General features: G+C 74.5%; 23 protein-coding genes. 11 read left to right on the top strand and 12 right to left on the bottom strand.

What is annotated here, in order from left to right; translation table 11 throughout:
* Positions 1 to 5 precede the first annotated feature (5 nt).
* The 6 genes from J4709_RS16330 to ligD (J4709_RS16305) all read right to left on the bottom strand — a co-directional run bounded on the left by J4709_RS16330 (position 6) and on the right by ligD (J4709_RS16305) (position 4,991).
* Positions 6 to 239, bottom strand: coding sequence for a DUF3107 domain-containing protein (locus J4709_RS16330; protein ID WP_173099177.1), 234 nt, complete (start codon positions 237 to 239; stop codon positions 6 to 8).
* A 266-nt stretch (positions 240 to 505) separates the two neighbouring features.
* The gene (locus J4709_RS16325) at positions 506 to 1,123 is read right to left on the bottom strand and encodes a TetR/AcrR family transcriptional regulator (RefSeq protein WP_208241514.1); all 618 of its coding nucleotides are present in this window, start codon (positions 1,121 to 1,123) and stop codon (positions 506 to 508) included.
* 246 nt (positions 1,124 to 1,369) lie between these two features.
* Positions 1,370 to 1,570, bottom strand: a complete 201-nt coding sequence (locus J4709_RS16320; RefSeq protein ID WP_208241512.1) for an Rv3202a family protein — start codon at positions 1,568 to 1,570, stop codon at positions 1,370 to 1,372.
* A gap of 37 nt (positions 1,571 to 1,607) precedes the next feature.
* A complete protein-coding gene (locus tag J4709_RS16315) occupies positions 1,608 to 2,933 on the bottom strand; it encodes a dihydrolipoyl dehydrogenase family protein (protein WP_232383539.1) in 1,326 nt (441 codons plus the stop codon).
* 153 nt (positions 2,934 to 3,086) lie between these two features.
* Complete coding sequence (gene ligD / locus J4709_RS16310) at positions 3,087 to 3,995, bottom strand: non-homologous end-joining DNA ligase (protein ID WP_208241510.1); 909 nt, start codon at positions 3,993 to 3,995, stop codon at positions 3,087 to 3,089.
* 21 nt (positions 3,996 to 4,016) lie between these two features.
* A complete protein-coding gene (gene ligD / locus J4709_RS16305; RefSeq protein ID WP_173099181.1) occupies positions 4,017 to 4,991 on the bottom strand; it encodes a non-homologous end-joining DNA ligase in 975 nt (324 codons plus the stop codon).
* Between the two features lie 118 nt (positions 4,992 to 5,109).
* Here ligD (J4709_RS16305) and ku point away from each other — a divergent pair, with 118 nt between their 5' ends.
* Entirely contained in the window at positions 5,110 to 6,027 is a 918-nt protein-coding gene (ku, locus tag J4709_RS16300; RefSeq protein ID WP_208241508.1) for a non-homologous end joining protein Ku, read from the top strand.
* A gap of 25 nt (positions 6,028 to 6,052) precedes the next feature.
* Here the strand turns inward: ku and J4709_RS16295 are convergent, their stop codons facing one another.
* The 3 genes from J4709_RS16295 to J4709_RS16285 form a co-directional block, all read right to left on the bottom strand.
* The gene (locus tag J4709_RS16295; RefSeq protein ID WP_208241506.1) at positions 6,053 to 6,871 is read right to left on the bottom strand and encodes an SGNH/GDSL hydrolase family protein; all 819 of its coding nucleotides are present in this window, start codon (positions 6,869 to 6,871) and stop codon (positions 6,053 to 6,055) included.
* 93 nt (positions 6,872 to 6,964) lie between these two features.
* Complete coding sequence (locus J4709_RS16290) at positions 6,965 to 7,267, bottom strand: hypothetical protein (RefSeq protein WP_208241504.1); 303 nt, start codon at positions 7,265 to 7,267, stop codon at positions 6,965 to 6,967.
* 255 nt (positions 7,268 to 7,522) lie between these two features.
* Entirely contained in the window at positions 7,523 to 9,706 is a 2,184-nt protein-coding gene (locus J4709_RS16285; protein WP_208241502.1) for an MMPL family transporter, read from the bottom strand.
* A 163-nt stretch (positions 9,707 to 9,869) separates the two neighbouring features.
* Here J4709_RS16285 and J4709_RS16280 point away from each other — a divergent pair, with 163 nt between their 5' ends.
* On the top strand, positions 9,870 to 10,586 hold the full coding sequence (locus J4709_RS16280) for a TetR/AcrR family transcriptional regulator (protein WP_208241500.1): 717 nt from the start codon (positions 9,870 to 9,872) through the stop codon (positions 10,584 to 10,586).
* Positions 10,587 to 10,662: 76 nt separating this feature from the next.
* Here J4709_RS16280 and moeZ read toward each other — a convergent pair whose 3' ends face one another.
* A complete protein-coding gene (gene moeZ / locus J4709_RS16275; RefSeq protein ID WP_208241498.1) occupies positions 10,663 to 11,844 on the bottom strand; it encodes an adenylyltransferase/sulfurtransferase MoeZ in 1,182 nt (393 codons plus the stop codon).
* Between the two features lie 169 nt (positions 11,845 to 12,013).
* On the opposite strand from moeZ, the gene J4709_RS16270 reads away from it, so the two are divergent.
* The 6 genes from J4709_RS16270 to J4709_RS16245 all read left to right on the top strand — a co-directional run bounded on the left by J4709_RS16270 (position 12,014) and on the right by J4709_RS16245 (position 17,200).
* Positions 12,014 to 12,208 carry a CsbD family protein gene (locus tag J4709_RS16270; RefSeq protein ID WP_173099188.1) on the top strand — a complete coding sequence of 65 codons (195 nt, stop codon included), beginning with the start codon at positions 12,014 to 12,016 and terminating at the stop codon, positions 12,206 to 12,208.
* A 320-nt stretch (positions 12,209 to 12,528) separates the two neighbouring features.
* Entirely contained in the window at positions 12,529 to 13,326 is a 798-nt protein-coding gene (locus J4709_RS16265; protein WP_208241497.1) for a hypothetical protein, read from the top strand.
* Positions 13,314 to 14,891 carry a S8 family serine peptidase gene (locus J4709_RS16260; RefSeq protein WP_307801290.1) on the top strand — a complete coding sequence of 526 codons (1,578 nt, stop codon included), beginning with the start codon at positions 13,314 to 13,316 and terminating at the stop codon, positions 14,889 to 14,891. Before J4709_RS16265 ends, J4709_RS16260 begins: the two co-directional genes overlap by 13 nt.
* 49 nt (positions 14,892 to 14,940) lie before the next feature.
* Complete coding sequence (locus J4709_RS16255) at positions 14,941 to 15,708, top strand: hypothetical protein (protein WP_208241496.1); 768 nt, start codon at positions 14,941 to 14,943, stop codon at positions 15,706 to 15,708.
* Positions 15,702 to 17,027, top strand: coding sequence for a S8 family serine peptidase (locus tag J4709_RS16250; RefSeq protein WP_307801289.1), 1,326 nt, complete (start codon positions 15,702 to 15,704; stop codon positions 17,025 to 17,027). The genes J4709_RS16255 and J4709_RS16250 overlap by 7 nt, the downstream gene beginning before the upstream one ends.
* The gene (locus J4709_RS16245; RefSeq protein ID WP_307801287.1) at positions 16,937 to 17,200 is read left to right on the top strand and encodes an MGMT family protein; all 264 of its coding nucleotides are present in this window, start codon (positions 16,937 to 16,939) and stop codon (positions 17,198 to 17,200) included. The genes J4709_RS16250 and J4709_RS16245 overlap by 91 nt, the downstream gene beginning before the upstream one ends.
* 12 nt (positions 17,201 to 17,212) lie before the next feature.
* Here the strand turns inward: J4709_RS16245 and J4709_RS16240 are convergent, their stop codons facing one another.
* Together J4709_RS16240 and J4709_RS16235 are read right to left on the bottom strand one after the other, a co-directional pair.
* A complete protein-coding gene (locus J4709_RS16240; RefSeq protein ID WP_208241492.1) occupies positions 17,213 to 17,956 on the bottom strand; it encodes a YoaK family protein in 744 nt (247 codons plus the stop codon).
* 60 nt (positions 17,957 to 18,016) lie between these two features.
* Positions 18,017 to 19,735, bottom strand: coding sequence for a hypothetical protein (locus J4709_RS16235; protein ID WP_208241490.1), 1,719 nt, complete (start codon positions 19,733 to 19,735; stop codon positions 18,017 to 18,019).
* 256 nt (positions 19,736 to 19,991) lie between these two features.
* Here J4709_RS16235 and J4709_RS16230 point away from each other — a divergent pair, with 256 nt between their 5' ends.
* Genes J4709_RS16230 through J4709_RS16220 form a run of 3 tightly spaced genes read left to right on the top strand, consistent with a single transcriptional unit; the run spans position 19,992 to position 23,513 of the window.
* Positions 19,992 to 21,620, top strand: coding sequence for a gamma-glutamyltransferase (locus tag J4709_RS16230; protein ID WP_208241488.1), 1,629 nt, complete (start codon positions 19,992 to 19,994; stop codon positions 21,618 to 21,620).
* The gene (locus tag J4709_RS16225; RefSeq protein WP_208241486.1) at positions 21,613 to 22,077 is read left to right on the top strand and encodes a RidA family protein; all 465 of its coding nucleotides are present in this window, start codon (positions 21,613 to 21,615) and stop codon (positions 22,075 to 22,077) included. Before J4709_RS16230 ends, J4709_RS16225 begins: the two co-directional genes overlap by 8 nt.
* Entirely contained in the window at positions 22,074 to 23,513 is a 1,440-nt protein-coding gene (locus J4709_RS16220; protein WP_307801286.1) for an aldehyde dehydrogenase family protein, read from the top strand. The genes J4709_RS16225 and J4709_RS16220 overlap by 4 nt, the downstream gene beginning before the upstream one ends.
* Positions 23,514 to 23,526: the final 13 nt, after the last annotated feature.

Raw genomic sequence — 23,526 nt, 5'->3', positions numbered from 1 at the left:
GCCCGTCACGCGTACTGGGAGCCGAACCCCACGCCGCGCCGCTCGTCCTCGGCGATCTCCAGGTAGCCGACCCGCTCGGCCGGGACGACGACCCGCCCCGAGCGCCGGTCCTTCAGCACGAAGACCCCGCGCGGCTCGGCCAGCGCGCCGGCGAGGGCCTCCTGCACCTCGTCGGCGGACTGGTCGGTCTCCACGACGATCTCCTTCGGCACGTTCTGCACGCCGATGCGAACCTGCACGCGCTGCTCCCCTCGTCCGTCCCGTACCCCCGCCCGGCGGGCGGTCTCTCACGATGGTCGCACGATCACCGACGCGACCACATCAGCCCGCCGCCCCGGCCCCGCGCCGACCCGAACCGTCGCGATCGCGAGCGAAGCCGGATTCGAGCGAAGCGAGAATCCGATCGCGCAGCGAGCCCCTGGGCGAGCCGGAGCGATGCAGCGATCGCACGCAGCGCCCGTTGAAGGGAAGGCGCTCTAGCGCCTGACCGCCGAGGGCGATGCAATCAGAGCGCAGGGAAGCCGGAGATGCCGCGCCAGGCGAGGCGGGCGATGATCTTCTCGGCGGTGTCCTTGGGGATGGCGCGGTGCTGCGACAGCCAGAACCGGGCGCTGACCTCGGCCATCCCGACCAGGCCCATGCCGAGCAGGTGCGCCTCGTCGCTGGCGGCGCCGGTGTCCTCGGCGATCACCTGGGCGATCATCTCGGCGCACTGCTGGTTGGCGCGGTCGACGCGGGCCCGGACGGGGGCGACGTTGCGCAGGTCGGACTCGAAGACCAGCCGGTACGCCTCGCCGTCGCCGGCGACGAAGTCGTAGAACGCCTGCATGCTCGCCTGCACGCGCAGCTTGTTGTCGGTGGTGGACTCCAGCGCGTCGCGCACGGTCTTCACCAGCGCCTCGGCGTGCTCGTCCAGCAGCGCCAGGTACAGCTCCAGCTTGCCCGGGAAGTGCTGGTAGAGCACGGGCTTGCTGACGCCGGCGCGCTCGGCGATCTCGTCCATCGCCGCCGCGTGGTACCCCTGCGCGACGAACACCTCCTGGGCCGCGCCGAGCAGTTGCCTGCGGCGCGCCAGCCGCGGCAGTCGCGTGCCGCGGGGGCGGGCGTCCGGGGTAGCCGTCACCACACTCTCCGATCACCAGATCGTGCGACGGTAGAGGGTGTCCGTCGCGGGGAAACAATCCCACCAGTCTACGCGCCGGTAACCTCGTGGGTCACTAACAAAAGACCGCCGACGTTCCTCGCGCGCGCAGGTCAGTGTATTTCCGGCGGCGGCCCGCCGCAGCCGGACGCGGCGCCCGCCCCTCCGGACGGACGCCGCGGACCGGCGGCCCGTACGGGCGCCCCTAGGGCCGGGGGTCGCCGCCGTTCACCGGTAGTCGTCGTCGTCGAGCGGGATCTCGCGGTGCTGCTCGGCGGCGTCGGCCTCGTTGACGTCCATCGGCAGCTGCGCCGCCCACTCGGTCGTCTCCTCGGCGTCCTCGTCGAGATCGGCCCGCTGCTCGGCGGTGTCGGCCTCGTTGGCGTCCTCGGGCAGCGGCTCGCGCTCCAGGTCGTCGGTCTCGCTCATCACGCGTCCTCCTCGCACGTGCCCATCGGAAGGTCCGTCACAGGCGCCCGGCCAGTTCCCGCAGCGGCGCCTCCACGGACTCGCCGTAGGTCGGGAACGCGTGCACGACGTCGGTGAGCACGCTCAGCGGCGTCTCCGCGCGGATGGCCAGCGCGATCTCGCTCATCCACTCCTCAGCGTAGAGTCCGGCCGCGGCGGCGCCGATCAGCAGCCCGCGGGAGCGGTCGGCGTACAGCTCGACCCGGCCGCGCTCGTCGGCCTCCACCGCCGCCCGCGCCGTCGCGGCGAGGTCGTACCCGGCGGTGAGCAGGTCTATTCCGAGTTCCTCGGCCTGCTTCGGGGAGATCCCGACCGCGTAGACGGTGGGCGTGGTGTACACGACCCGGGGGATCGCGCGGTAGTCGGCCGCACGGTGCTCGCCGAGCAGGTTCGCCAGGACGAGCCGCGCCTGGTAGCGGGCGGCGTGCGTGGTCCGGGCGACGCCGGTGACGTCCCCCGCCGCCCACACGTCGCCGGACGAGGACGGCACCCGGCACGTCTCGTCCACCGGCACGCCGTGGCCCGGGGACGTGGCGACGCCGAGGGTCTCCAGCCCGAGGCCCTCGACGCGGGGGCGGCGCCCGGCGGCGACGAGGATCCGGTCGGCGTCCAGCGTGCCGCCGTCCGACAGCCACAGCCGCAGCCCCGACTCCTTGCGCTCCACCTGCGACAGGGCGGCGCCGAGCCGCAGGTCGACGCCCATCCGGCGGAGCGCGTCGGCGAGCACCTCGCCCGCGAACGGGGCCTCGGCGGTCAGCAGCCGCCCGGACGCCTCGACCACCGCCACCTGCGACCCGAACGCCGCGTACACCTGCGCCAGCTCGCAGCCGACCGGGCCGCCGCCGAGGATCACCAGCCGGCGCGGCAGGTCCGGCACCGCGAGGGCGCCGTCGCTCGTCCACAGCGGGACGTCGGCGAGGCCGTCGACGGGCGGGATCACCGGTTCGCTGCCGGTGCACAGCACGAGGTCGCCGAAGCCGTGCTCGGCGCCGTCCACCTCGATCCGGCCGGGCGCGGTCACGGTGCCGCGGCCGCGCAGGACGGTGACGCCCTCCTCGGCCATCCCGGCGACGATCCGCTCGTCGGCGCGGTGCCCGGTGAGGGCGTCGCGCCGGGCGACCGCCATCTCCCAGGTCTCGCCGCGCCGCGCCGACAGCAGCAGCGACTTGGACGGGACGCACGCGAAGTACCGCGACTCGCCGCCCACCAGGCGGTTCTCGACGAGCGCGACGTCGCGCCCGGCGCGGGCGAGGCCGGTCGCGACCAGCTCTCCCGCCGTCCCCCCGCCCAGCACCACGGCGTCGTAGTGATGGTTCTGCGACAACTGATCTTCCTTCCGCACAGCGCGGGGTGTGTCCCCGCTCACATTGCGTCCCCGTGCACATGGTGGCGGAAGACGACGCCGGAGCGTGGCGGTTCGGACACATACGGCGCCCGCGAAGTGAGAGATCGTGTCAGGGACGCGGGCCGGCGGGGGTCACGGGAGGGCCCGCCGGCGCCCGTCCAGCAGGGGCTCCAGCAGGTCGCCGTCCCGCTCGACGCGGGCGAGCACCTCGTCGGGGGAGAACACCAGGTCGGCGGCGTCCTTGCAGGAGCCGAGCTCGTCCCAGGAGACCGGCGTGGACACCGACGGGCGGGCCGCGGCGCGCAGCGAGTAGGCCGCGACGGTCGTCTTCGCCGGGTTGTTCTGGCTCCAGTCGACGAAGACCTTGCCCTTGCGCAGCCGCTTGTCCATCTTCGCGACGACCAGGTCCGGATGCTCGGACGCCAGGCGCTGCGCGGCGGCCTTGGCGTACTCCGACGTCCGCGCCGCCTCGCTCGGCTCCTTGATCGGCACGTACAGGTGCAGGCCCTTCTTGCCGCTGGTCTTGGGGTAGGAGTCGAAGCCGTCCTCGGCGAGCACGTCGCGCAGCAGCGCGGCGACCTCGCACGCCTCGACGACCGTCGCGGGCGGCCCCGGGTCCAGGTCGAAGACGACCAGGTCGGGGGCGTGCGGGCCGCCGCGCGGCCCGACCTTCCACTGCGGGACGTGCAGCTCCAGCGCGGCGAGGTTCGCGCACCACACGAGCGTCGGCAGGTCGTCGACGACGACGAAGTCCGCCGTCTCGCGGCCCGACGAGCTGCCCGGCGTCGGGATCTCCGCGGTCCGCACCCAGTCCGGCGTGTGCGAGGGGGCGTTCTTCTCGAAGAACTTCCCGCCGTCCACGCCCTCCGGCCAGCGGATCCGGGTGGCCGGACGGTCCTTCAGGTGCGGCAGCATCACCGGCGCGATCCGCGCGTAGTAGTCGATGATCTCGCCCTTGGTGAACTCCGGGTACAGGTTCTTGCCGAGGTTGGACAGGCTGAGCCGGCGCCCGTCGACCTCGACCTGCCGTCCGCTCACCATGCGTGCTCCGGCGCGGGGGCGTCACTGCTCACTGGTGACCTCCAGGGGGTCCTTGTCGTCGCGCAGCCCGCGCCAGGACGGGAAGCGGAGGCGGCCGTCCCTGGTGCGGGCGCTGTAGGCGACCTCCCCGACGAGGCGCGGCTCAACCCACTGCGCGTCGCGGGCGTGCTCGCGCGGGACGGGCTCGTCGAACGGGCTGGTGGGGCGGCGCAGCGGCCACAGCGCCTCGTACAGCTCGTCGAGGACGCGGTCGCTGAAGCCGGTGCCGACGTGCCCGACGAACCCGAGCCGGCCCTTCGGGTCGTACTCGCCGAGCAGCAGCGACCCGACGCCGCCCTCGCGCCGGCCCCGGCCGGGCTTCCAGCCGCAGACGACCACCTCGCGGGTCTGGAAGTTCTTCACCTTGCGCCAGAAGTCGACGCGGCGGCCCGGCCGGTACGGGGAGTCCAGCCGCTTGGCGAGCAGCCCCTCCAGGTGCTCCTCGATGGTGAAGGCGAGCAGCTCGTCCACCTGGGTGGTGTCGCCGCCGTGCAGGTAGGGGGGCACCTCGACGGGGCCGCTGCCGGCGAGGTCGAGCTCGGCGAGCAGCGCCCGCCGCTCGGCGTAGGGGACGTCGTAGAGCACGCGGCCGTCCAGGAACAGCACGTCGAACACCACGTACCGGACGGGGACCTCGCGGATCAGCCGGGGGTGCGGACGCGACACGTGCATCCGGCGCTGGAGGCGCTCGAAGCTCGGCCGGCCCCGCTCGAACGCGACGACCTCGCCGTCGAGCACGACGTCGTGGTCGGGCAGCAGGTCGGCGAGCGCGGTCAGCTCGGGGTAGCGGGAGGTCACCTCGGTGCCGCGCCGGCCGGCCGCGCGGACCCCGTCCGGCGACACCTGCGACACCACCCGGACGCCGTCCCACTTGAGCTCCAGGCCCCAGCGCGCGCCGTCGTCGGGGAGGTCGCCGGTGGCGGCCATCATCGGCTCGACGGGCCATGGCATGGTCATACCCGCGTCTTACCCGATGCCCGCGCCCAAGAAAAGGATCAAGAGCCCGTTATGGCGCAAATCGAGCGGGGTTGCGACGCTAGGGGAGGAGCGGACCGGGCTGGGTAAGGACATCGGCATGCGCAGCATCTGGAAGGGCGCGATCTCGTTCGGGCTGGTGACGATCCCGGTGAAGCTGTACTCCGCGACCGAGCAGCGGGACGTCAGCTTCCACCAGGTGCACCGGGAGGACGGCGGCCGGATCCGGTACAAGCGGGTCTGCTCCGTCGACGGCGAGGAGGTGCCGTACTCCGACATCGCCAAGGGCTTCGAGCTGCCGGGCGGGGAGATGGTGATCCTCACCGACGAGGACTTCGCCGACCTGCCGCTGTCGACGAGCCGCCGCATCGACGTGCTGCAGTTCGTCGAGGAGTCCGAGGTCGACCCGATCTACTTCGCCAAGTCGTACTACCTGGAGCCGGACGCGCAGGGCGCCAAGCCGTATGTGCTGCTGCGCGACGCGCTGGAGAACTCCGACCAGGTCGCGATCGTGAAGGTGGCGCTGCGCCAGCGCGAGTCGCTGGCGACGCTGCGGGTCCGCGGCGGCGTGTTCGTCCTGGAGACGATGCTGTGGCCGGACGAGGTGCGCGAGCCCGACTTCCCGTTCCTGGACGAGGACATCGAGGTCCGCAAGCAGGAGCTGTCGATGGCGTCGTCGCTGATCGACTCGATGGCGGGCGACTTCGACCCGGGCGAGTACAAGGACGCCTACCGGGAGGCGCTCCAGGCGGTGATCGACGCGAAGGTCGAGGGGCGCGAGGTGACGCGGCCGTCGGAGGAGGCCGAGGAGGAGCCGGCGGCGGACCTGCTGAGCGCGCTGCGCGCCAGCGTGGAGGCCGCGAAGAAGAGCCGCGGCGGTGGCGGGGGCGGCGGCAAGGCGGCCGCGTCGTCGCGGAAGCCGGCGCAGAAGAAGACCGCCTCGCGCGGGGGCAAGACCTCGTCGAAGTCGGACGCGAAGAAGGAGCCGGCGAAGAGCCGCACCCGCAAGTCCGCCTGAGCCTGTGCTCCGGACGGCCCGCGGCCTACTCGATCGGCGCGAGGGTCGGGCGCTTGGCGGTGACCGTGTCGCCGGACGAGCGGCCGCGCAGCCGCCGGCCGATCCACGGGGCGAGGTAGCCGCGCGCCCAGCGGGCGTTCGCGAGCCGCTGCGCGCCCCGGCCCAGCTCCGGCAGCGGCGCCAGCGCCGGCTCGCGCCAGTCGCCCGCGCCCGGCACGCCGAGCGCCTCCAGCATCGCGAGGGCGACGCGGCGGTGCCCCTCCGGCGACATGTGCAGGCGGTCCACGCTCCAGCAGCGCCAGTCGCGCAGGACGTCCATGGACCACTGGTCGACGACGAACGCGCCGCGGCGCGCCGCGATCGAGCGCAGGTGCTCGTTGAAGACGGCGACGCGCCCGCGGGTGCGCCGGATGACGGGGGAGCCGACCGGGTCGACGCCGGTGAACAGCACCGCGTCGGCGCCGGTGGCGCGGATCGCGGCGACGGCCTCGTCCATCCGGGCGGCGAGGGCGTCGATGTCCAGGCCGGGGCGCAGCAGGTCGTTGCCGCCGCCCGACACCGACACGAGGTCGGGCTTCAGGTCCAGGGCGGCGGGGAGCTGCTCGTCGACGATCCGGTCGAGCAGCCGGCCGCGAATCGCGAGGTTGGCGTAGCCGAAGCCGGGCGATCCGGAGCCGTTCGCGGCGGCCCCGTGCGGGCCGGATCCGTTCGACCGGGCGGCGAGTTCGGCCGCCGCCCGGTCCGCCCAACCGCGCCAGCCCCCGCCCGCGGCGCCCGCTTCATAGGGGTCGCCGACCCCTTCGGTGAAGGAGTCGCCGATCGCCGCATAACGCGTCCAGAGCATGACGGAAATGCTATGTGACCTGCGGTGATCTCCGAGCCGTCCGGGATGTGAGTTTGTTCTCGCCGCGGGCGGCCCGGGAGGCCGGGCGGCAGGTCAGGCGTCGCGGCGGACGGCCAGCACGCGGACGAGCATCGAGGCGGCGGCGGACGGGTCGGTGCACGGCGCGATCCGCTCGCCCCAGCCGTAGAAGTACGACCACGAGCCGTCGGAACGTTCCTGCACGGCGATCACGTTCTCGTTGAACATCCGCATCTCGGGGTTGGCGACGAGCGCGGAGGGCCAGCGGTCCGGCGGCGCGGCCATCTCCACCGTCCAGCCGCGCGAGCGCAGTTCCTCGGTCAGGCGCTCCAGGTGGCCGAGGGCGATCTCGGTCTCGGTGGTCGCCAGCGTGGGCATGATGCCTCCAGGGTGGATACCCGTGAACCGTGCGGGAGAGGTCGCCGTGCGCGGGCCGTCGCGGTACGCGTCACGCGGACGGCGCGGGCCGGGGCGAACGGCATTCAGTTTCCCGCCGGGTGAGGCGGACCACAAGCGCTTTGCCATTCTTGGCGGCCCTTTTCTCCCGCGCCCTTCCGGGCCGCCCCGGGAGACCCCGCGAGGCCGCGCTCCGCCGGACGGCGGGACGCGGCCTCGCGGGGGAGCGGCCGGTGCTCAGCGCGCGGCGGCCGGCTCCGGCTCCCGCGGCGGCGCGGCGGCGCCGCCCTCGCGGATGCCGTACCGCCCGTACAGCCGGGCCAGCGGGCCGGGCGCCCACCAGTTCGCGCGGCCGAGCAGCCGCATCGCGGCCGGCACCAGCAGCGCCCGCACGACCGTCGCGTCCACCAGGATCGCGACCGCCATCCCGACCCCGGTCATCTTGATGAACGCGACGCCGGACGTGGCGAACGCGCCGATCACGACGATGAACAGCAGCGCGGCGCTGGTGATGATGGCGCCGGTGCGCTGCACGCCGGCCGCGACGGCGGCGCTGTTGGAGCCGGTCAGGTCGTACTGCTCGCGGACCCGCGACAGCAGGAACACCTCGTAGTCCATCGAGATGCCGAACAGCATGGCCAGCATCAGGATCGGCATCGACGGGGAGATCGCGCCGGTCGCGGTGAAGTCCAGCGGGCCGGACAGGTGCCCGTCCTGGAAGATCAGCACGACCACGCCGAACGTCGCCGACAGCGACAGCATGTTCATCACGATCGCCTTCAGCGGCAGCACCACCGAGCCGAACGCCAGGAACAGCAGCGCGAACGTGACGCCGCCGACGAGCAGCGCCAGCCACGGCAGCGTCCCGCCGATGCTGGACAGCTGGTCGACGACGTCGGCGGTGCCCCCGCCGACGTACGCGCGGGCGCCGGGCGGCGCCGGGACGTCCCGGACGCGGTGGACCAGGTCGCGGGCGGCGGCGGAGTCGGCCTGCGCGGAGTAGGTGACCGCGATCCGGGTCGTGGTGCCCTTCGCGCCGGTGACGGTGGCGCCGGTCGCGCCGGGCAGCGCCGCGAGCCGCTCCCCGTAGGACTTGAGGGCGGCCCGGTCGGACGTACCGGTCACGACGGTCTGGATCGCCTCGGTGGGGTTGCTCGGGAACTGCGTCCGCATGGTCTCGGCGACGACCCGGGCGTCGGCGCCGGACGGCAGCACCTTGGCGTCGATGCCGCCCCAGTTGATGTGCAGGAAGGGGCCGGCGAGGGTGAGCAGCAGCGCGACGCTGGCGACGGCGTAGACGACCGGGCGGCGCATCACGCTGTGCGCGAGCCGGCCCCACCAGCCGTCCGACCCGTTCTGCGCCTCGGCGGGAGCGCCCTTGCGGCGGCGCCGGATGGCCAGCGCGTTCACCTTGGTGCCGAGGACGGCGAGCAGCGCGGGGAGCACGGTCAGCGCGCCGAGCATGCAGACGAAGACGGTGGCGATGCCGCCGTAGCCCATGGAGACCAGGAAGTTCTGGTCGAACAGCAGCAGCCCGGACAGCGACACCGCGACCGTGACGCCGGAGACCGCGACCGTGCGGCCGGCGGTGGCCATCGTCGCGGCGAGCGCGTCCTCGGTGGTGGCGCCGTCCCGGCGGACCTCCTCGCGGAACCGGCTGACCATGAACAGGCCGTAGTCGATCGCGAGGCCGAGGCCGAGGAAGGTGGTGATGTTCACCGCGAAGATCGACACGTCGGTGACGTAGGTGAGCAGGTGCAGCGCGGTGAACGAGCCGAGGATGGCGAGGCCGCCGACCAGCAGCGGCAGGCTCGCCGACACCAGCCCGCCGAAGATCAGCACCAGCAGCACCAGCAGCACCGGCATCGCCATGCCCTCGGCGCGGCCGATGTCGGACGAGACGCGCTCGTTGATCGCGGTCTGGGTGCCGGTCTGGCCGCCCACCTTGGCGGTGAGCCCGCCGCCCACGCCGGTGAGGTCGTCCTTGACCGCGTCGTAGGAGTCCTGCCGCGCGCCCTCGTCCTTGCCGGCGAGCTGCAGCACGGCGTAGGTGGACGTGCGGTCCTTGCTGACGAACTGCGGCGCCTTGGTCGTCCAGTACGTGGACGTCCCGGCGATCTTGCCCGCCGGCAGCGCGGCCAGCGCCTTCTCCACGGACGCGCGGTAGGACGGGTCGTCCACCGTCATGCCGGGGCGCCCCTTGTAGAGGATCACCACGTCGGCCTGGTCGCGTCCGAGGTCGCGCTCGGCGATCTTCGTCGCCCGCGCGCTCTCGCTGCCGGGCGTGTCGAAGCCGCCGGACGAGGTGAGCGCGCCGAACACGCCCGTCCCCCAGACGCCGGCGAAGACCAGCGCGGCGCCCGCGACCGCGAGGACCCACCGCCGGCGGCGGTGCACCCATCGGCCCCATCGCTCGAACATCGTCGTTCCCCCTACCTGTTACACCACGTCACATCGGTGAACGCCGTAAACTAGCGAACGCTGTAAACTTTGCATATGACGTTCACTTTCGTCAATGGTGTTTTTGGGGAATCATGCGGGAGCGGCCGGTGACGGCCACCTCGGGGAGGAAGTGGGGCGGAGCGTGACGACACGGCGTGACCGGCTGCGCGAGGCGACGGTCCGGGAGATCTCCGAGACCGCGCGGCGGATCCTGGTCGAGCAGGGGCCCGAGGCGGTGACGCTGCGCGCCATCGCCCGCGAGATGGGGATGACCGCGCCCGCGCTCTACCGCTACTACGACAGCCACTCCGAGCTGCTGCGCCACGTCGTCGGCGACATCTACACCGAGCTCACCGCCGAGCTCCAGGCGGCGATCGCGCGGGTGCCGCACGACGACATGAGCGGCAAGTTCATGTCGGTCGCCCGGCAGTTCCGGCGCTGGTCGCTCGGGCACCCGCGCGAGTACGCGCTGCTGTTCGGCGCGCCGATCGGCGGCCTCGACCCCGACGAGCAGACCGACTTCGCCGAGCGGTGCGCCCGGCAGTTCGGCTGGACGTTCATGGCGCTGTTCCTGGAGCTGTGGCAGAAGAAGCCGTTCCCCGTCCCGTCGGACGACGAGATCGACCCCGTCCTGCTGCCCCAGCTGCGCCGCTACCGCGAGGAGCGGCTCGGCGTGGCGCTCCCGCTCGGCGTCCTCCAGCGCTTCCTCCAATGCTGGGTGCGCCTGCAGGGCAGCGTCAGCCTCGAGGCGTTCGGGCACCTCAGCTTCGCCCTGGAGGACGCCGCGCCCATGTTCGAGCTGATGCTCCAGGAGATCGCCCCGCCCCTCGGCCTCACCTACACCCCGCCCAAGGAGTAGGCAGGCCGGCCCGAGTGCACCCGGGCAGCACGAAGCCCCCGGATCCGGGCGGATCCGGGGGCTCGGTGGCGATGCGTCAGTAGGAGGGCTGGCTCGGATCGATCTGGTTCACCCAGGCGAGGATGCCGCCACCGACGTGCACGGCGTCGCCGAAGCCGGCGCTCTTCACCACGGCGAGGGCCTCGGCCGACCGGACGCCCGACTTGCAGTGCAGGACGATCTTCTTGTCCTGCGGCAGCCGCTCCAGCGCCGAGCCGTTCAGGAACTCGCCCTTCGGGATCAGCGTCGCGCCCGGGATCGAGACGATCTCGTACTCGTTCGGCTCGCGGACGTCCACCAGGAAGATGTCCTCACCGCGGTCCTGCATGCCCTTGAGGTCCACGACGGTGATCGTCGAGTCCTTGACGGCCTCGGTGGCCTCCTCCGACACCGCGCCGCAGAAGGCCTCGTAGTCCTCCAGCAGCTCGGTCTGCGTCGGGTTCTTGCCGCACAGCGGGCACTCGGGGTCCTTGCGGACCTTGACCGACCGGTACGTCATCTCCAGCGCGTCGTAGATCATCAGCCGGCCGACCAGCGGCTCGCCGATGCCGGTCAGCAGCTTGATGGCCTCGTTCACCTGGATCGAGCCGATCGACGCGCACAGCACGCCGAGCACGCCGCCCTCGGCGCACGACGGCACCATGCCGGGCGGCGGCGGCTCGGGGTAGAGGCAGCGGTAGCAGGGGCCGTGCTCGGCCCAGAACACCGACGCCTGCCCGTCGAACCGGTAGATGGAGCCCCACACGTACGGCTTGCCGAGCAGCACCGCGGCGTCGTTCACCATGTAGCGGGTCGCGAAGTTGTCGGTGCCGTCCAGGATCAGGTCGTACTGGGCGAACACGTCCATGATGTTGTCGCGGTCGAGCGCGAAGTCGTGCACGACCACGTCGATCAGCGGGTTGATCTCGCGGACCGTGTCGGCGGCCGACTCGACCTTCGGCTTGCCGAGCGACGACTGCCGGTGGATGATCTGGCGCTGCAGGTTCGACTCGTCGACGACGTCGAAGTCGACGACGCCGAGGGTGCCGACGCCGGCGGCGGCCAGGTACAGCAGCGCGGGGGAGCCGAGACCGCCCGCGCCGACGACCAGGACCTTGGCGTTCTTGAGGCGCTTCTGCCCGGACATCCCCACGTCGGGAATGATGAGGTGCCGCGAGTAGCGGTTGACCTCGTCGCGGGTGAGCTCCGCTGCGGGCTCGACCAGAGGTGGCAACGACACGGTGGGTGCTCCTGTGCTGACGCTCGGCTGTAACGGGGGCGGGACGTCGTCGTCCCCTCACGGGACAACCTTGCCATGTCCGCGCGCATTCCCCTTGCCACGGGCCGCATGGATCGGGACACACCGGGCACCTGACCCCACGTACGGACCTCGTACGGAAGAAGGAGCCATGGGCATCCTCGACAAGCTCAAGAACAAGGGTCAGAAGGCCAAGGGCCAGGGGAAGGAAGAGGCCGGGCGCCGTTCCGGCGACCCCTACCTGGAGGCCGAGGGCCGCAAGGACCAGGCCGCCGGCGGCGCCAAGCAGGTCGGCGAGCAGGTCAAGGACGCGGCGAAGGAGGCCCGCCGGACCATCGACCGGTGATCTCCGCCGCCCGCGCGGCGCGACCGGGGCCCCTCTTCGGAGGGGCCCCTCCGCGCGTCCGGAGCGGGGGCGTCCGGGGCGGTCCGCGGCGGCGGCGTCCGGGTTAGGACGGGCGCCCTCACCCCGATGGAAGGGTGGAATGTCATGAACCAGAGTTAATCTTGGCTGTTGTGGCATTCCTGCCCCCCTCCCAGCAGCCGCCCCCGCCCGGCCCGCCCCTGCGGCCCGGCCACCCGGCTCCCCCCGGCCCGCCGCCGGGCGCGCCTCCGGGCCGCCCGCCCGGGCCGCCGCCCCGCATGCCCGCCGGACCGCCCCCGCGCATGCCCGCCGGTCCACCCCCGCCGCCGGCTCCGCCCGGTACCGGCGCGCCCCTGGCCACCGTCCTCGGGCTGCGCGCCCGGCAGTGGATGGTCGTCGCGATCGTCGTCGGCTGCGTCTACCTGGTCAGCGGCACGATCGCGATCGTCGGCGCATGGGGCGAGCTGCACCGCGACCCCACCAACGCGGAGCTGGAGTGGGCCGCGAAGGCGGAGGTCGCGCGGCGCTGGCAGGCCTGGCCCGCCGAACGGATCTTCCCGTCCAAGATCACCTACAGTCCGGCGGAGGGGCGCACCGAGTACGCGTCGCGGACCGGGATCGTCCCCGACACCAACTGCGCCACCGGCGTCGACCAGGAGCTCGCGCAGCCGCTGATCCAGCAGGGCTGCAAGGCCGTGCTGCGCGCCACCTACACCGACCGGCTCCAGGGCATCGCCGTCACCGTCGGCGTCGTCGTGTTCGCCGACCCGTGGGCCGCCGACCGCGCCTTCAAGACGATCCCCGGCTCGCACGGCGCCACCGGCGGCTCCGTCCGCCCCGCGCTGCGCGCCGCCCCGTTCCCCGGCACCGCGTCCGCCCGGTTCACCGACGCCGCCCGCCAGGACCGCACGTCCGGCCGCGGCGGCCCCTACGTCGTCCTGACCACCTCCGGGGAGACCGACGGCCGCCCGGCCGCGGCCGTCCGGAAGGAGCGGCCCGGCGAGCCGTTCGCGATCGCGCCGCAGCTCGGCGACACCATCGCCCGGACGCTGTCCGCCAAGGCCCTGCCCGACTGCCACGAGAGCGGGTGGAAGTGCTGACGCGGGCGCGGACGCGCCGCGCCCGCCCCGCCCGCCGGCGCGGCGCGGCCGCCGTGCTGGCGGCGGCGCTCGCCGGCGCGTGGCTCCCGCTCCTCGCGCCGCCCGCGCACGCCGACGAGATCAGGGACCGGCAGCGCGGCGTCCTGGACGAGCTCGGCATGGACGCCGCCTGGAAGGTCACCAAGGGCGGCAACGTCACCGTCGCCGTCGTCGACTCCGGCGTCGACCCCAACCAGAAGGACATCGCCGGGTCCGTCACCGTCGGGCCGAACATGCTCGCCGCCATCGACGGCGGCAGCAAGCCCGCCCACCTGCACGGCACCAACATGACGTCGCTGATCGCCGGGCACGGCCACGGGCCCGGCGGCCGCGCCGGGATCATCGGGATCGCCCCGGAGTCGCGCGTCCTCGCGATCCGCGTCATCGGCGAGAAGGAGGACCCGAGCTACGCGCGCTACCGCAGCTCGCGGGAGGCCGAGGACGCCGTCGCGAAGGGCATCCGGTACGCCGCCGACCACGGCGCCGACATCATCAACCTGTCCCTCGGCAAGATCAGCGTCCCCGGCCGGGACACCGAGATCCCCGCGGAGCGCGACGCCATCGGGTACGCGATCGGCAAGGGCGTCGTCGTGGTGTCGGCGGTCGGCAACAACGGCGACGACAGCGGCCTCGTCGACGGCGACGGCTTCTCGCCGTACTCCTACCCGGCGTCCTACCCGGGCGTCATCGCCGTCGCCGCGACGCAGCCGTCGCACGAGCGGGCGCCGTTCTCCAACCGGAACCTGTCGGTCGTGCTGTCCGCCCCCGGCGCGGGACTGCCCGTCGCCGGGCCCGGCGACTCCTACTACGTCTCCGACGGGACGAGCGACGCCAGCGCGCTGGTCTCCGGCATCGCCGCGCTGATCCGCGCGCGGCACCCCAACATGGCGCCCGCGCTGGTCTCCCAGGCCCTCATCGAGAGCACCCGCTTCGGCCCGAAGAACGGCTACGGCCCCGACGTGGGCTTCGGCGAGGTCAACGCCGAACGCGCCCTCAACGCCGCCGACACGCTCGCCAAGGGCGCCTCCACCGCGTCCGCCGGCCGGCCGGGCGGCAAGCGCTTCGGCGACCGCGACCCGGGGCCGGTCACGATCGTCCACCGGCCGGTCTGGGTGACGCCCACCGTCATCGCCGTCACCCTGATCGGCGTCGGCGGCGTTGTCGGCGCGGCCGTCATCGCGCTCGCGTTCCACCGCCGCCACCCGCGCGCCGTGCCCGCGGGCATGGCGCCTCCCGGTCCCGGGAGCCCGCCGGGCCCGCCGGGCGGCGGGTTCGGGCCGCCGCAGGCCCGTCCCGGGCCCGGCGGCGGCGGGTTCGGCGCGCCCGCGCCCCGTCCGCCGGCGCCCGCACCACCCGTGACCTCGGGCGACACGCCCCGGCAGCCGGGCGGCGCACCGCCCGCCTTCGCCCCGCCGGACCCGGCGGGGACCCGGCCGCCGGGCACGGCGAGATCCGTACCGCCCGCGCCGGGCGCGCGGCCGTCGTTCGGCGCGCCGGACGAACCGCCCGGCGGACCACCCGCCTGACCGGCCGGTCACCCGGCGCCGCCGGGGGCCCGTCGGTTACGCTCCGCACGTGGCGCGCGCGGAGATCACACCCCCGGACACCGGACCGGACGAGGCCCCGGACGCGCCGTCCGGCCGGCGGCCGCCGCGCGCCGCCGCGCCGCTGCTGGCCGCCGGATGCGCGGCCGTCCTCGCCGTCGCGGGCGCCCGGCTGGCCGCCGAGACGACGCGCGGGCCGACCGGCGCCGAGCGGTCCGCCGCCGTCACCGCCGAGATCGGGCTCCGGTACCGGTCCTGGCCCGCCGGGAAGATCTTCCCCGCCGCACTCCGCTACAGCCTCGACGAGGGCTCGGCGGAGGCGGCGCGGCGCGTCGGGATCGGCACCGACACCCGCTGCGGCACCGCCGTCGACGCCCGGCTGTCCGGGACCCTGACCTCGCGCGGCTGCCGCGCGGCGCTCCGCGCCACCTACCTCGACCAGGCGCAGGGCCTCGCCGTCACCGTCGGCGTGATCGCGTTCCGGGACGCCGCGTCCGCGCACGCCGTCCTCGCCTGGTTCCCGCCGGACGCGCCGTCGCCCGGCCTGCGGGCGCTGCCGTTCCCCGGGACGGTCGCGGCGCGGTTCGCCGACGCGGCCCGGCAGGCGTCCGCCGCCGCGCAGCGCGGCCCGTACGTCGTCGCCGCGACCGCCGGGTACGCCGACGGGCGGCCGACGCTGCGCGCCGCGCGGCAGCTCCCCGACCTCGCCGAACTCGCGCCGCAGCTCGTCGACGGGGTGCTGCGCCCGCTCACCGCGCCCGCCCGGATCCGCTGCGGCACCCGGGAGTGGTCGTGCTGAGACGGCTCGGCGCGGCGCTGGCCGCGGCGGCGCTGGCCGTCCCGCCGCTCGTCCCCGGCGCCGCCCGCGCCGACCAGGTCCGCGACGCGGTGACGCGGGTGCTGGAGTCGCTGGACGTCCCGCAAGCGTGGGCCCTTGCGCGCGGCGCGGGCACGACCGTGGCCGTGCTGGACTCGGGCGTGGACGCCGGGCAGGCCGACCTCGCCGGCTCCGTCACCACCGGACCCGACTACACCGCGGGCGCGTCGCCGCGCGGCGTCCCGCCGAAACGGCTGCACGGCACCAACATGGCGTCCATCATCGCCGGTCACGGGCACGGCCCCGGCGGCGCCCTCGGCGTGGTCGGCGTCGCGCCGCAGGCCCGGCTGCTGTCCCTGCGGGTGATCCTGGAGCGCGACGAACCGGGCTTCGCGGCGTTCACCGGGAACCGCCGCTACGCCGGCACGATCGCCGACGGGATCCGGTACGCCGTCGGCCACGGCGCCGACGTGATCAACCTGTCGCTCGGCCGCTCGTACCCGACCGAGCGCGAGCGGGCCGCGGTCGCCTACGCGATCTCCCGGAACGTCGTGGTGGTCGCGGCGGCCGGCAACGGCGGCGCCGGCCGGACGGCCCGGCGCGGCGGCCACGCCCGCTACACCTACCCGGCGTCGTTCCCCGGCGTCATCTCCGTCGCGGCCGTCGACGCCCAGGGCCGCCACGCGGGCTTCTCGAACCGCAACTCCGCCGTCGTCGTGTCGGCGCCCGGCGTGCAGATCATCGGCGCGGGCCCCGGCGACCGGTACTGGATCGGCGACGGCACCAGCCCCGCGACGGCGTTCGTGTCGGGCGTCGCGGCGCTGGTCCGGTCGCGGCATCCCGGGCTCGCCCCGGCGCTGGTCGCGCAGGCGCTCGCGGCGAGCACCCGGCACCGCCCGGCCCGCGGCTACGACCTCGGCGTCGGCTTCGGCCGGGTCGACGCGCTCGCCGCGCTGACCGCGTCCGACGCGCTCGCGGGCGCCCGGACGGCCGGCGCGGGCCTGGCCCCGGGACGCCGGTTCGCGGCGGGGGACGTCCGGCCCGTCCAGGTCGTCCACCGGTCCGGCGCGGTGGTGCTGACCTGCGTCGCCGTGTGCCTGCTGTGCCTGGCCGGGCTGGCGGGCGCCGGGTGGCGGTATCGCGGCGCGGCCTGGAGAATCGTGGCATGTGGTCGGAACCTGACGAGTACGCCGAGGCGGTCCTGGACACGGTGGACCGGATCCCGCCGGGCCGCGTCCTCGCCTACGGCGACATCGCCGAGATGGTGGGGCGGGGCGGGCCGCGGCAGGTCGGACGGGTGATGTCGCTGTTCGGCGGCGGCGTGCCGTGGTGGCGGGTGATCCGCGCGGACGGCCGGCCGCCGAGCTGCAACGAGGTCGAGGCGCACGAGCACTACCGCGCCGAGGGCACCCCGCTGCGCCCGGACGGCCGCCGCGTCGACATGGCCCGGGCGCGCTGGTCCGGGCTTTCCTGAACCGCCGGCCCGTCAGGGGGTGCGGGCGGGGTGCAGGCGGCGGGCCGCCAGCACCACGACCAGCAGGACGGCGGGGCTGAGCGCCGCCGCGGCCACGGGCGCGTGCGCCATCAGCGCCCCGGCGACGGCGGCGCCCGCGGCGAGCGCGAGGATCACCGAGGTCCGCAGCCCGGCCGCCGCGGTGTTCCCGGCGGTGAGCCCGCCCATGATCGAGGTGAGCGTGCCGGTGACGAACGTGGTGGTGATGCCGTCGGCGGCCATGCTGCGCGCCGCCGCCGTCTGCGCGCCCATCGCGGTGGACGACAGCGCGATCAGCAGGAGCAGCCCGGTGCCGTGCGGTTCGGCGCCGGCGAGCGCCCACCCCGCGAAGAACACCGTCTGCAGGGCGAGCACGATCACCAGGACGGCGGTGACGCGGGACGGCCAGACGTGCCCGGGGTCGGTGCGCCCGGCGACGCGGAACCCGGCGAGCAGCCCGAGCGCGAACGCCAGCGTGGCGATCCCGCAGCGGGCCAGGTCGATGCCGTGCGCCTCGCCCGCCGCGAGGCCGAACAGCACGATGTTGCCGGTCATGTTGGCGGTGAAGACCTTCTCCATGCCGAGGAAGCCGACGATGTCGGTCGCGCCGGCGCCGAACGTCAGCAGCACCAGCAGCACGGCGCGCAGCCGGACGGGGGAGAGGGCGGGCCGGCCGGGGGCCGCCGCGCCGGGGGTGCCGGGCGCGGCGGCCGTGGACAGGTCGGACGAGGTGGTCACCTTGCTCCTTCGCGTGGGGGATGGGACGTCGCGCGGGCTGACGGGGCGCGGGCGGGCGCGTCAGTAGATGATCAGGCCGGCGACGGTGGCGACCGCGAGTCCCGCCACCACCGGCACGAACGAGCGCCGGACGAGGTCCATGACCGGCACCCGGGCGAACCCGGCGACCGCGAGCAGCGACGACCAGGCGATCAGCACGCCGCCGCCGGACCACACGCAGCCCATCTGGCCGATCGCGGCGAGCAGCGCCGGGTCGACGCCGGACGTCGGGCCGAGCGTGCCGGCGAGGGAGCCGGTGAGCGGCAGCCCCGCGAAGCCCGACCCGTCCAGCCCGGTGATCATGCCGATGAGCAGGACGCCGAAGCCCACGACGTAGCGGCTGTCGGGGATGGCGCCTTCGAGGTGCGTGACGGACTCGAACAGGAACCCGGGCGCCTTCGCGCCGTCGCCGAGGCTCATGATCTTGCCGGCGAAGTCGGCGTTGCCGATGAAGAAGAACCCGGCGATCGGGATGACGACGCCCATCGCGCGGACGGCGAAGACCAGGCCGTCGACGATGTGGTCGGCGCACGCCTGCAGGGCGCCGCCGGCGTCGCGGGCGAGGGCGGCGGCGAGCAGCAGCGCGACGGTGACGCCGCCGACCAGCGCGGCGGCGTCGCCGCCGACGACCTCGGGGACCGCGTCGGTGAACTTGCCGAGCAGCATGTAGCCGACGAGCCCGACGAGCGCGAGCGGGATGATCGCCGCGAACGCCTTGGACCGCTTCGGGCAGTCGTCGCCCGGCCGGTCGCCGCCGTTCAAGGACTTGAGCGCGGCGGCGGCCATCGCGTCGCCCGGCTCACCGCCGGACCGCCCCGATCCGCCGGAAGACGTTCCGCCGGATGACGTTCCATCGGACGGTGGCCCGCCGGACGGGCCGTCGCCGTTGCGCGGCGCCGGGACGGTGACCGAACCGGCACCGGAGCCCGCCCCGGGCCCCGAGCCGGGGGCGAGGACGGCGACGGAACTCTCGCCCTCGGCGGTGGTTGCTGCGGGCGCGGGCTGCAGGATGCGGCGCAGCGGCAGGCCGGGGATGAGCGAGCGGCGCGCCGCGGGCGCGGCGGTCTCCGTCTCGCCCGCCTCCCAGCGTTCGAGGAGCAGCGCGTCCGGCTTGCGGTACTGCGAGCGGGTCATCAGGTAGCCGAGGAACAGCGCGACGCCGCCGGTGATCAGCGACAGGACCATCGCCTTGTCGGCGACGGCGTCGGTGCGGACGTTGGCGGCCTTGGCCGACAGGCCGGGCGCGACCTGGATGACGTAGTCGCTGGACAGCGCCATGCCCTGACCCGCGACGGCGATGGCGAGCGCGGCGGCGATCGGCGGCAGCCCGGCGGCGATCGCCGCGGGCAGCAGGATCGCGCCCATCAGCGGCACCGCCGGCGTCGGCCAGAAGAACAGGCTGATCGCGTAGGTGACGAACGCCAGCACCCAGAACGCGGAGTGCCCCGACCGCATGACCAGGCGGAACGGCTCGACCATGCGGCGGTCGGCGCCGAGCGCGCGCAGCGCGCCGAGCAGCGCGGTGACCAGCGCGATGATGAGGAAGATGTTGAACAGCTCGGAGGCCGAGGTCAGGCTGGCATTGAAGATGGACTCCAGTCCCTTGACGAAGCTTCCGGTGAACGTCCAGGCCGTCAGGAACGTGGCCGCGATGGCCGGTATCACGACGTTCTTGCGGGCGATCATGACGGCGATGATGAGGACTATTCCGGACAGATAGACCCAGTGAGCGGCTCCCACGGGCGCGCCACCTCCCTGTCGGCGCCGTCTGTGAGGCGATCGGCGCAACGGTTGCAGAGAATCTGGTCGATCCCTCCTCGGTGAGCAATGAGGAACGTGCACACGGCACAGCCAGTCATTTTGTGCACGATGTCGGACTCGTTGGCAAGCATTGGGAAGTGTCCGTTCTGTGTGTGCACAGTGCCCAAGGAAGGGTGACGATCTTCGGCATTCGGCCCGTATCGGGGCGGTTCGCGGCCCGCCGAAACTGGGCGGCATGTCAGTACGGAACGCAACGTCGGCGGGCTTCGGGCACCCCGGCCGCGGCCCCGCCGCCGCCTCCCGCGCCATGGTCGCCTCCAGCCACCCCGCGGTCAGCCTGGCCGGGGCGCGCGTGCTCGCCGAGGGCGGGAACGCGGTGGACGCGGCGCTCGCCATGGCGGCCCTGTCCTGGCTGGCGCTGCCCGGCCAGTGCGGCGTCGGCGGCGACGCGTTCGCGCTGCTGCGCCGCCCCGACGGGTCGGTCGCCACGTTCAACGGCAGCGGCTTCGGCCCGGACGGCGGCGAACCCGCCTTCTACCGCGACCGCGGCCTCACCGCCGTCCCGCTGGAGGGCGCGCTCGCCGTCGCCGCCCCCGGCGCGGTCGCCGCGCTCGCCGCCCTGCACGCCGACTCCGCGTCCCGCGGCCTCCCCGAACTGTGGGCGCCCGCGATCGACGCCGCCGAGAACGGCCTGCCCTGCACGCTGAAGACCCGCGCCGACATCGTCGAGCGCCGCGACGCCCTCGCCCGCGACGCCGGCACCGCGGAGGCGTTCCTGCCGGGCGGCCGCGTCCCGTCCGCCGGCGAGCCGCTCCACCAGCGCGAACTCGCCGCGACGCTGCGCCGCCTCGCCGCCGACCCGAACGACCTGTATGCGGGCGGGCTCGCCGAACGGTGCGTGGACGCGCTCGTCGCCGCCGGCGCCCCGTTCTCCGGCTACGAGTGGATGGCGAGCGGACGCTCCGCCGCCGAGACCCCGCTGACCCGCACCTACCAGGGCGCCACCGTCCACCTCACGACGCCGCCGACGCCCGGCTGGATGGTCGCGCAGCAGGCCGGCCTCTGCGACGGCGTGCTGTCCGGGCTGCCGTGGCTGTCGGCCGAGGCCGTCCACCGGATGGCGTCCGCCGCCCGGCTCGCGTTCGCCGACCGGTTCGCCGGATGCGGCGCCGACGGCGACCACTGGCGCGGCCTGCTCGCCGACGGTGCGATCGCCGCCGCCCGCGCCCGCCTCGACGGCGGCGAGCTGCCCGCCACCGCGCCCTCGCCGGTGCCGGCCGGCGGCGACACCACGTCCATGGTCGCGGTGGACGAGGAGGGCCGCGCGGTCAGCCTCATCCACTCGCTCGCCTTCACCTTCGGCGCCCGGATGACCGTCCCCGGCACCGGCGTCGTGCTGAACAACCGGCTCGGGCGCGGCGCCTACCTCATCGACGGGCACCCCAACGAGGTCCGGCCGCGCCGCCGCCCCCTGCACACCCTGAACGCATGGCTCGTCACCGACTCGGCGGGCCGCCTCCTGCACGTCGGCAACACCCCCGGCGGCGACGGCCAGGTGCAGTGGAACATGCAGCTGCTCTCGCACCTGCTCGACCACGGCCACGACCCCGCGACGGCCGTCGCCGCGCCCCGCTTCACCGTCCACCCCGGCAGCGACGCCGACGTCCTCGGACGGCCGCCCGAGCTGCGCGTCGAGTCCCGGCTCGGCGCCGCCCGGATCGAGGCGCTCCGCGCGTCCGGGCACGACGTCGCCGTCCAGGACGCGTGGGACGCGGGCGGCAGCGCGCAGATCATCTCCGTCGCGGGCGGCGCGCTGCTCGGCGCGTCCGACCCCCGCCAGGACGGGGTGGCCCTCGGTGTCTGAAACCCCGGTGTCCACGCCGAACCCGGCGCCGCGTCCGCAGGGCGCCTACGTGACCGCCGTCGCCGAGCCGCTGCGCGCGGGAGACGTGCTGCTCACCAGCGCCGGCATGACGCCCCGCGAGGACGGCCGCCTCGTCGTGACCGGCCTCGTCGGGCGGGACCTGGACGTGGCGCAGGCCCGCGGCGCCGCCGCGCTCGCCGCCCGCAACGCCGTCGCCGCGGTGACCGCCGGGGACGCCGGGCGGGTCCGGCGCTGGCTCCGGATGACCGTGTACGTGGCCTGCGCCGACGGGTTCACCGACCTGTCCGCCGTCGCCGACGGGGCCTCGGAGGTCCTGGACGCCCTCGGGCTCGGACGGCCCGCACGCAGCGCGATCGGCGTCCGCGCGCTGCCCGGCGGCGCCCCGGTGGAAGTCGAGCTGACCGCGATCGCCGCACCGAACGTGGAGGACGAGTGACCGTGCACGAAGGGCTGAGCCTCATCGGCGGGGAATGGGTTCCCGCCTCGTCGGGAGTGACGTTCCGGCGCCATAATCCGGCCGATCTCGGCGACGTCGTCGGGGAGTTCCCCGAATCGTCGGCAGCGGACGTCGAAAAGGCCGTCGCCTATGCCGTCGAAGGCGCTGCGGAATGGGGCGCGGTGGCCGCCGAGAAGCGCGCCGACGTGCTGGAGGCGGCCGCCCGGTGGCTGGAGGACCGGGCGGCCGACCTGGTCGGCGAGCTGGTGCGCGAGGAGGGCAAGACCCGCGCCGAGGCGGCCATGGAGGTCTCCCGCACGCCCCGCAACCTGCGTTTCTACGCCGCCGAGGCCCACCGGATCACCGGCGACAGCTACCCGTCCACCGACGGCGGCCTCGTCTACACGCGGCGCGAGCCCGTCGGGGTGGTCGGCGCGATCACGCCGTGGAACTTCCCGCTGAACATCCCGTCCCGCAAGATCGGCCCGGCGCTCGCGGCGGGCAACGCGGTGGTCTTCAAGCCGTCGCCGGTGACGCCGCTGCTGGCGCAGCGGCTCGTCGAGGCGCTGCTCGCGGGCGGGCTGCCGCCGAAGGCGATCGCGCTGGTGCACGGCGGCGCCGAGGCCGGTGCGGCGGTCGCGGCCGACGAACGGGTCGGCGCGGTGACGTTCACCGGCTCGACCCGCGCGGGACGGGCCGTCCACGCGGCGGTCGGGCCGGCGCGGCGCGCGCAACTGGAGATGGGCGGCAAGAACCCGGTCGTCGTCATGGACGACGCGGACCTGGACCGCGCCGCGCAGATCATCCTGAAGGGCGCGTTCGGGCTGTCCGGCCAGGCGTGCACCGGCACCAGCCGGGTCATCGCGCACGACGCCGTCCACGACGAGCTGCTCGACCGGGTCGCGCGCGCCGCCGAGGCCCGGGTCGTCGGGAACGGCCTGGACGACGGCGTCCAGATGGGCCCGCTCGCCGCCGACTTCCAGCTGGAGAAGTTCCTCGACTACGTCCGGATCGGGGAGGAGGAGGGCGCCGAGCTCGTCACCGGCGGGCGGCGCCTGCCCGGCGACGGCTACTTCGTCGCCCCCGCCGTCTTCGCCGGCCTCGCCCCGGACATGCGGATCACCCGCGAGGAGATCTTCGGGCCGGTGCTGGGGTTCCAGCGGGCGTCCGGCCTGGACGAGGCGGTCGACCTGGCGAACGGCACCGACTACGGGCTGTCCGCCGGGATCGTCACCCGCGACCTGGACCGGGCGCTGGAGTTCGCGCGCCGTTCTGACAGCGGGCTGGTGAAGGTGAACCAGCCAACGTCCGGAATGGCGATGACCGTCCCCTTCGGCGGCCTCAAGGACTCCAGCACGCAGACGTTCAAGGAGCAGGCCGGCCCCTCGATGATGCTCTTCTACCTGCGCGAGAAGAGCGTCTACATCACCCCCTGAAACCCCCCTGAAA

Source organism: Actinomadura violacea, assembly GCF_017573465.1.
Lineage (GTDB): Bacteria > Actinomycetota > Actinomycetes > Streptosporangiales > Streptosporangiaceae > Spirillospora > Spirillospora violacea.
This window is presented reverse-complemented; position numbering and strand designations above follow the sequence as displayed.

Excerpts from the sequence above, each read along its gene's own strand:
- ligD (WP_208241510.1), bottom strand. The coding sequence starts at position 3,995 with ATGGTGAGCGGACGGCAGGTCGAGGTCGACGGGCGCCGGCTCAGCCTG.
- J4709_RS16320 (WP_208241512.1), bottom strand. The coding sequence starts at position 1,570 with ATGAGCGAGACCGACGACCTGGAGCGCGAGCCGCTGCCCGAGGACGCC.
- J4709_RS16295 (WP_208241506.1), bottom strand. The coding sequence starts at position 6,871 with ATGCTCTGGACGCGTTATGCGGCGATCGGCGACTCCTTCACCGAAGGG.
- J4709_RS16270 (WP_173099188.1), top strand. The coding sequence starts at position 12,014 with ATGGGCATCCTCGACAAGCTCAAGAACAAGGGTCAGAAGGCCAAGGGC.
- J4709_RS16230 (WP_208241488.1), top strand. The coding sequence starts at position 19,992 with ATGTCAGTACGGAACGCAACGTCGGCGGGCTTCGGGCACCCCGGCCGC.
- ku (WP_208241508.1), top strand. The coding sequence starts at position 5,110 with ATGCGCAGCATCTGGAAGGGCGCGATCTCGTTCGGGCTGGTGACGATC.
- ligD (WP_173099181.1), bottom strand. The coding sequence starts at position 4,991 with ATGACCATGCCATGGCCCGTCGAGCCGATGATGGCCGCCACCGGCGAC.
- J4709_RS16265 (WP_208241497.1), top strand. The coding sequence starts at position 12,529 with ATGCCCGCCGGTCCACCCCCGCCGCCGGCTCCGCCCGGTACCGGCGCG.
- J4709_RS16290 (WP_208241504.1), bottom strand. The coding sequence starts at position 7,267 with ATGCCCACGCTGGCGACCACCGAGACCGAGATCGCCCTCGGCCACCTG.
- J4709_RS16285 (WP_208241502.1), bottom strand. The coding sequence starts at position 9,706 with ATGTTCGAGCGATGGGGCCGATGGGTGCACCGCCGCCGGCGGTGGGTC.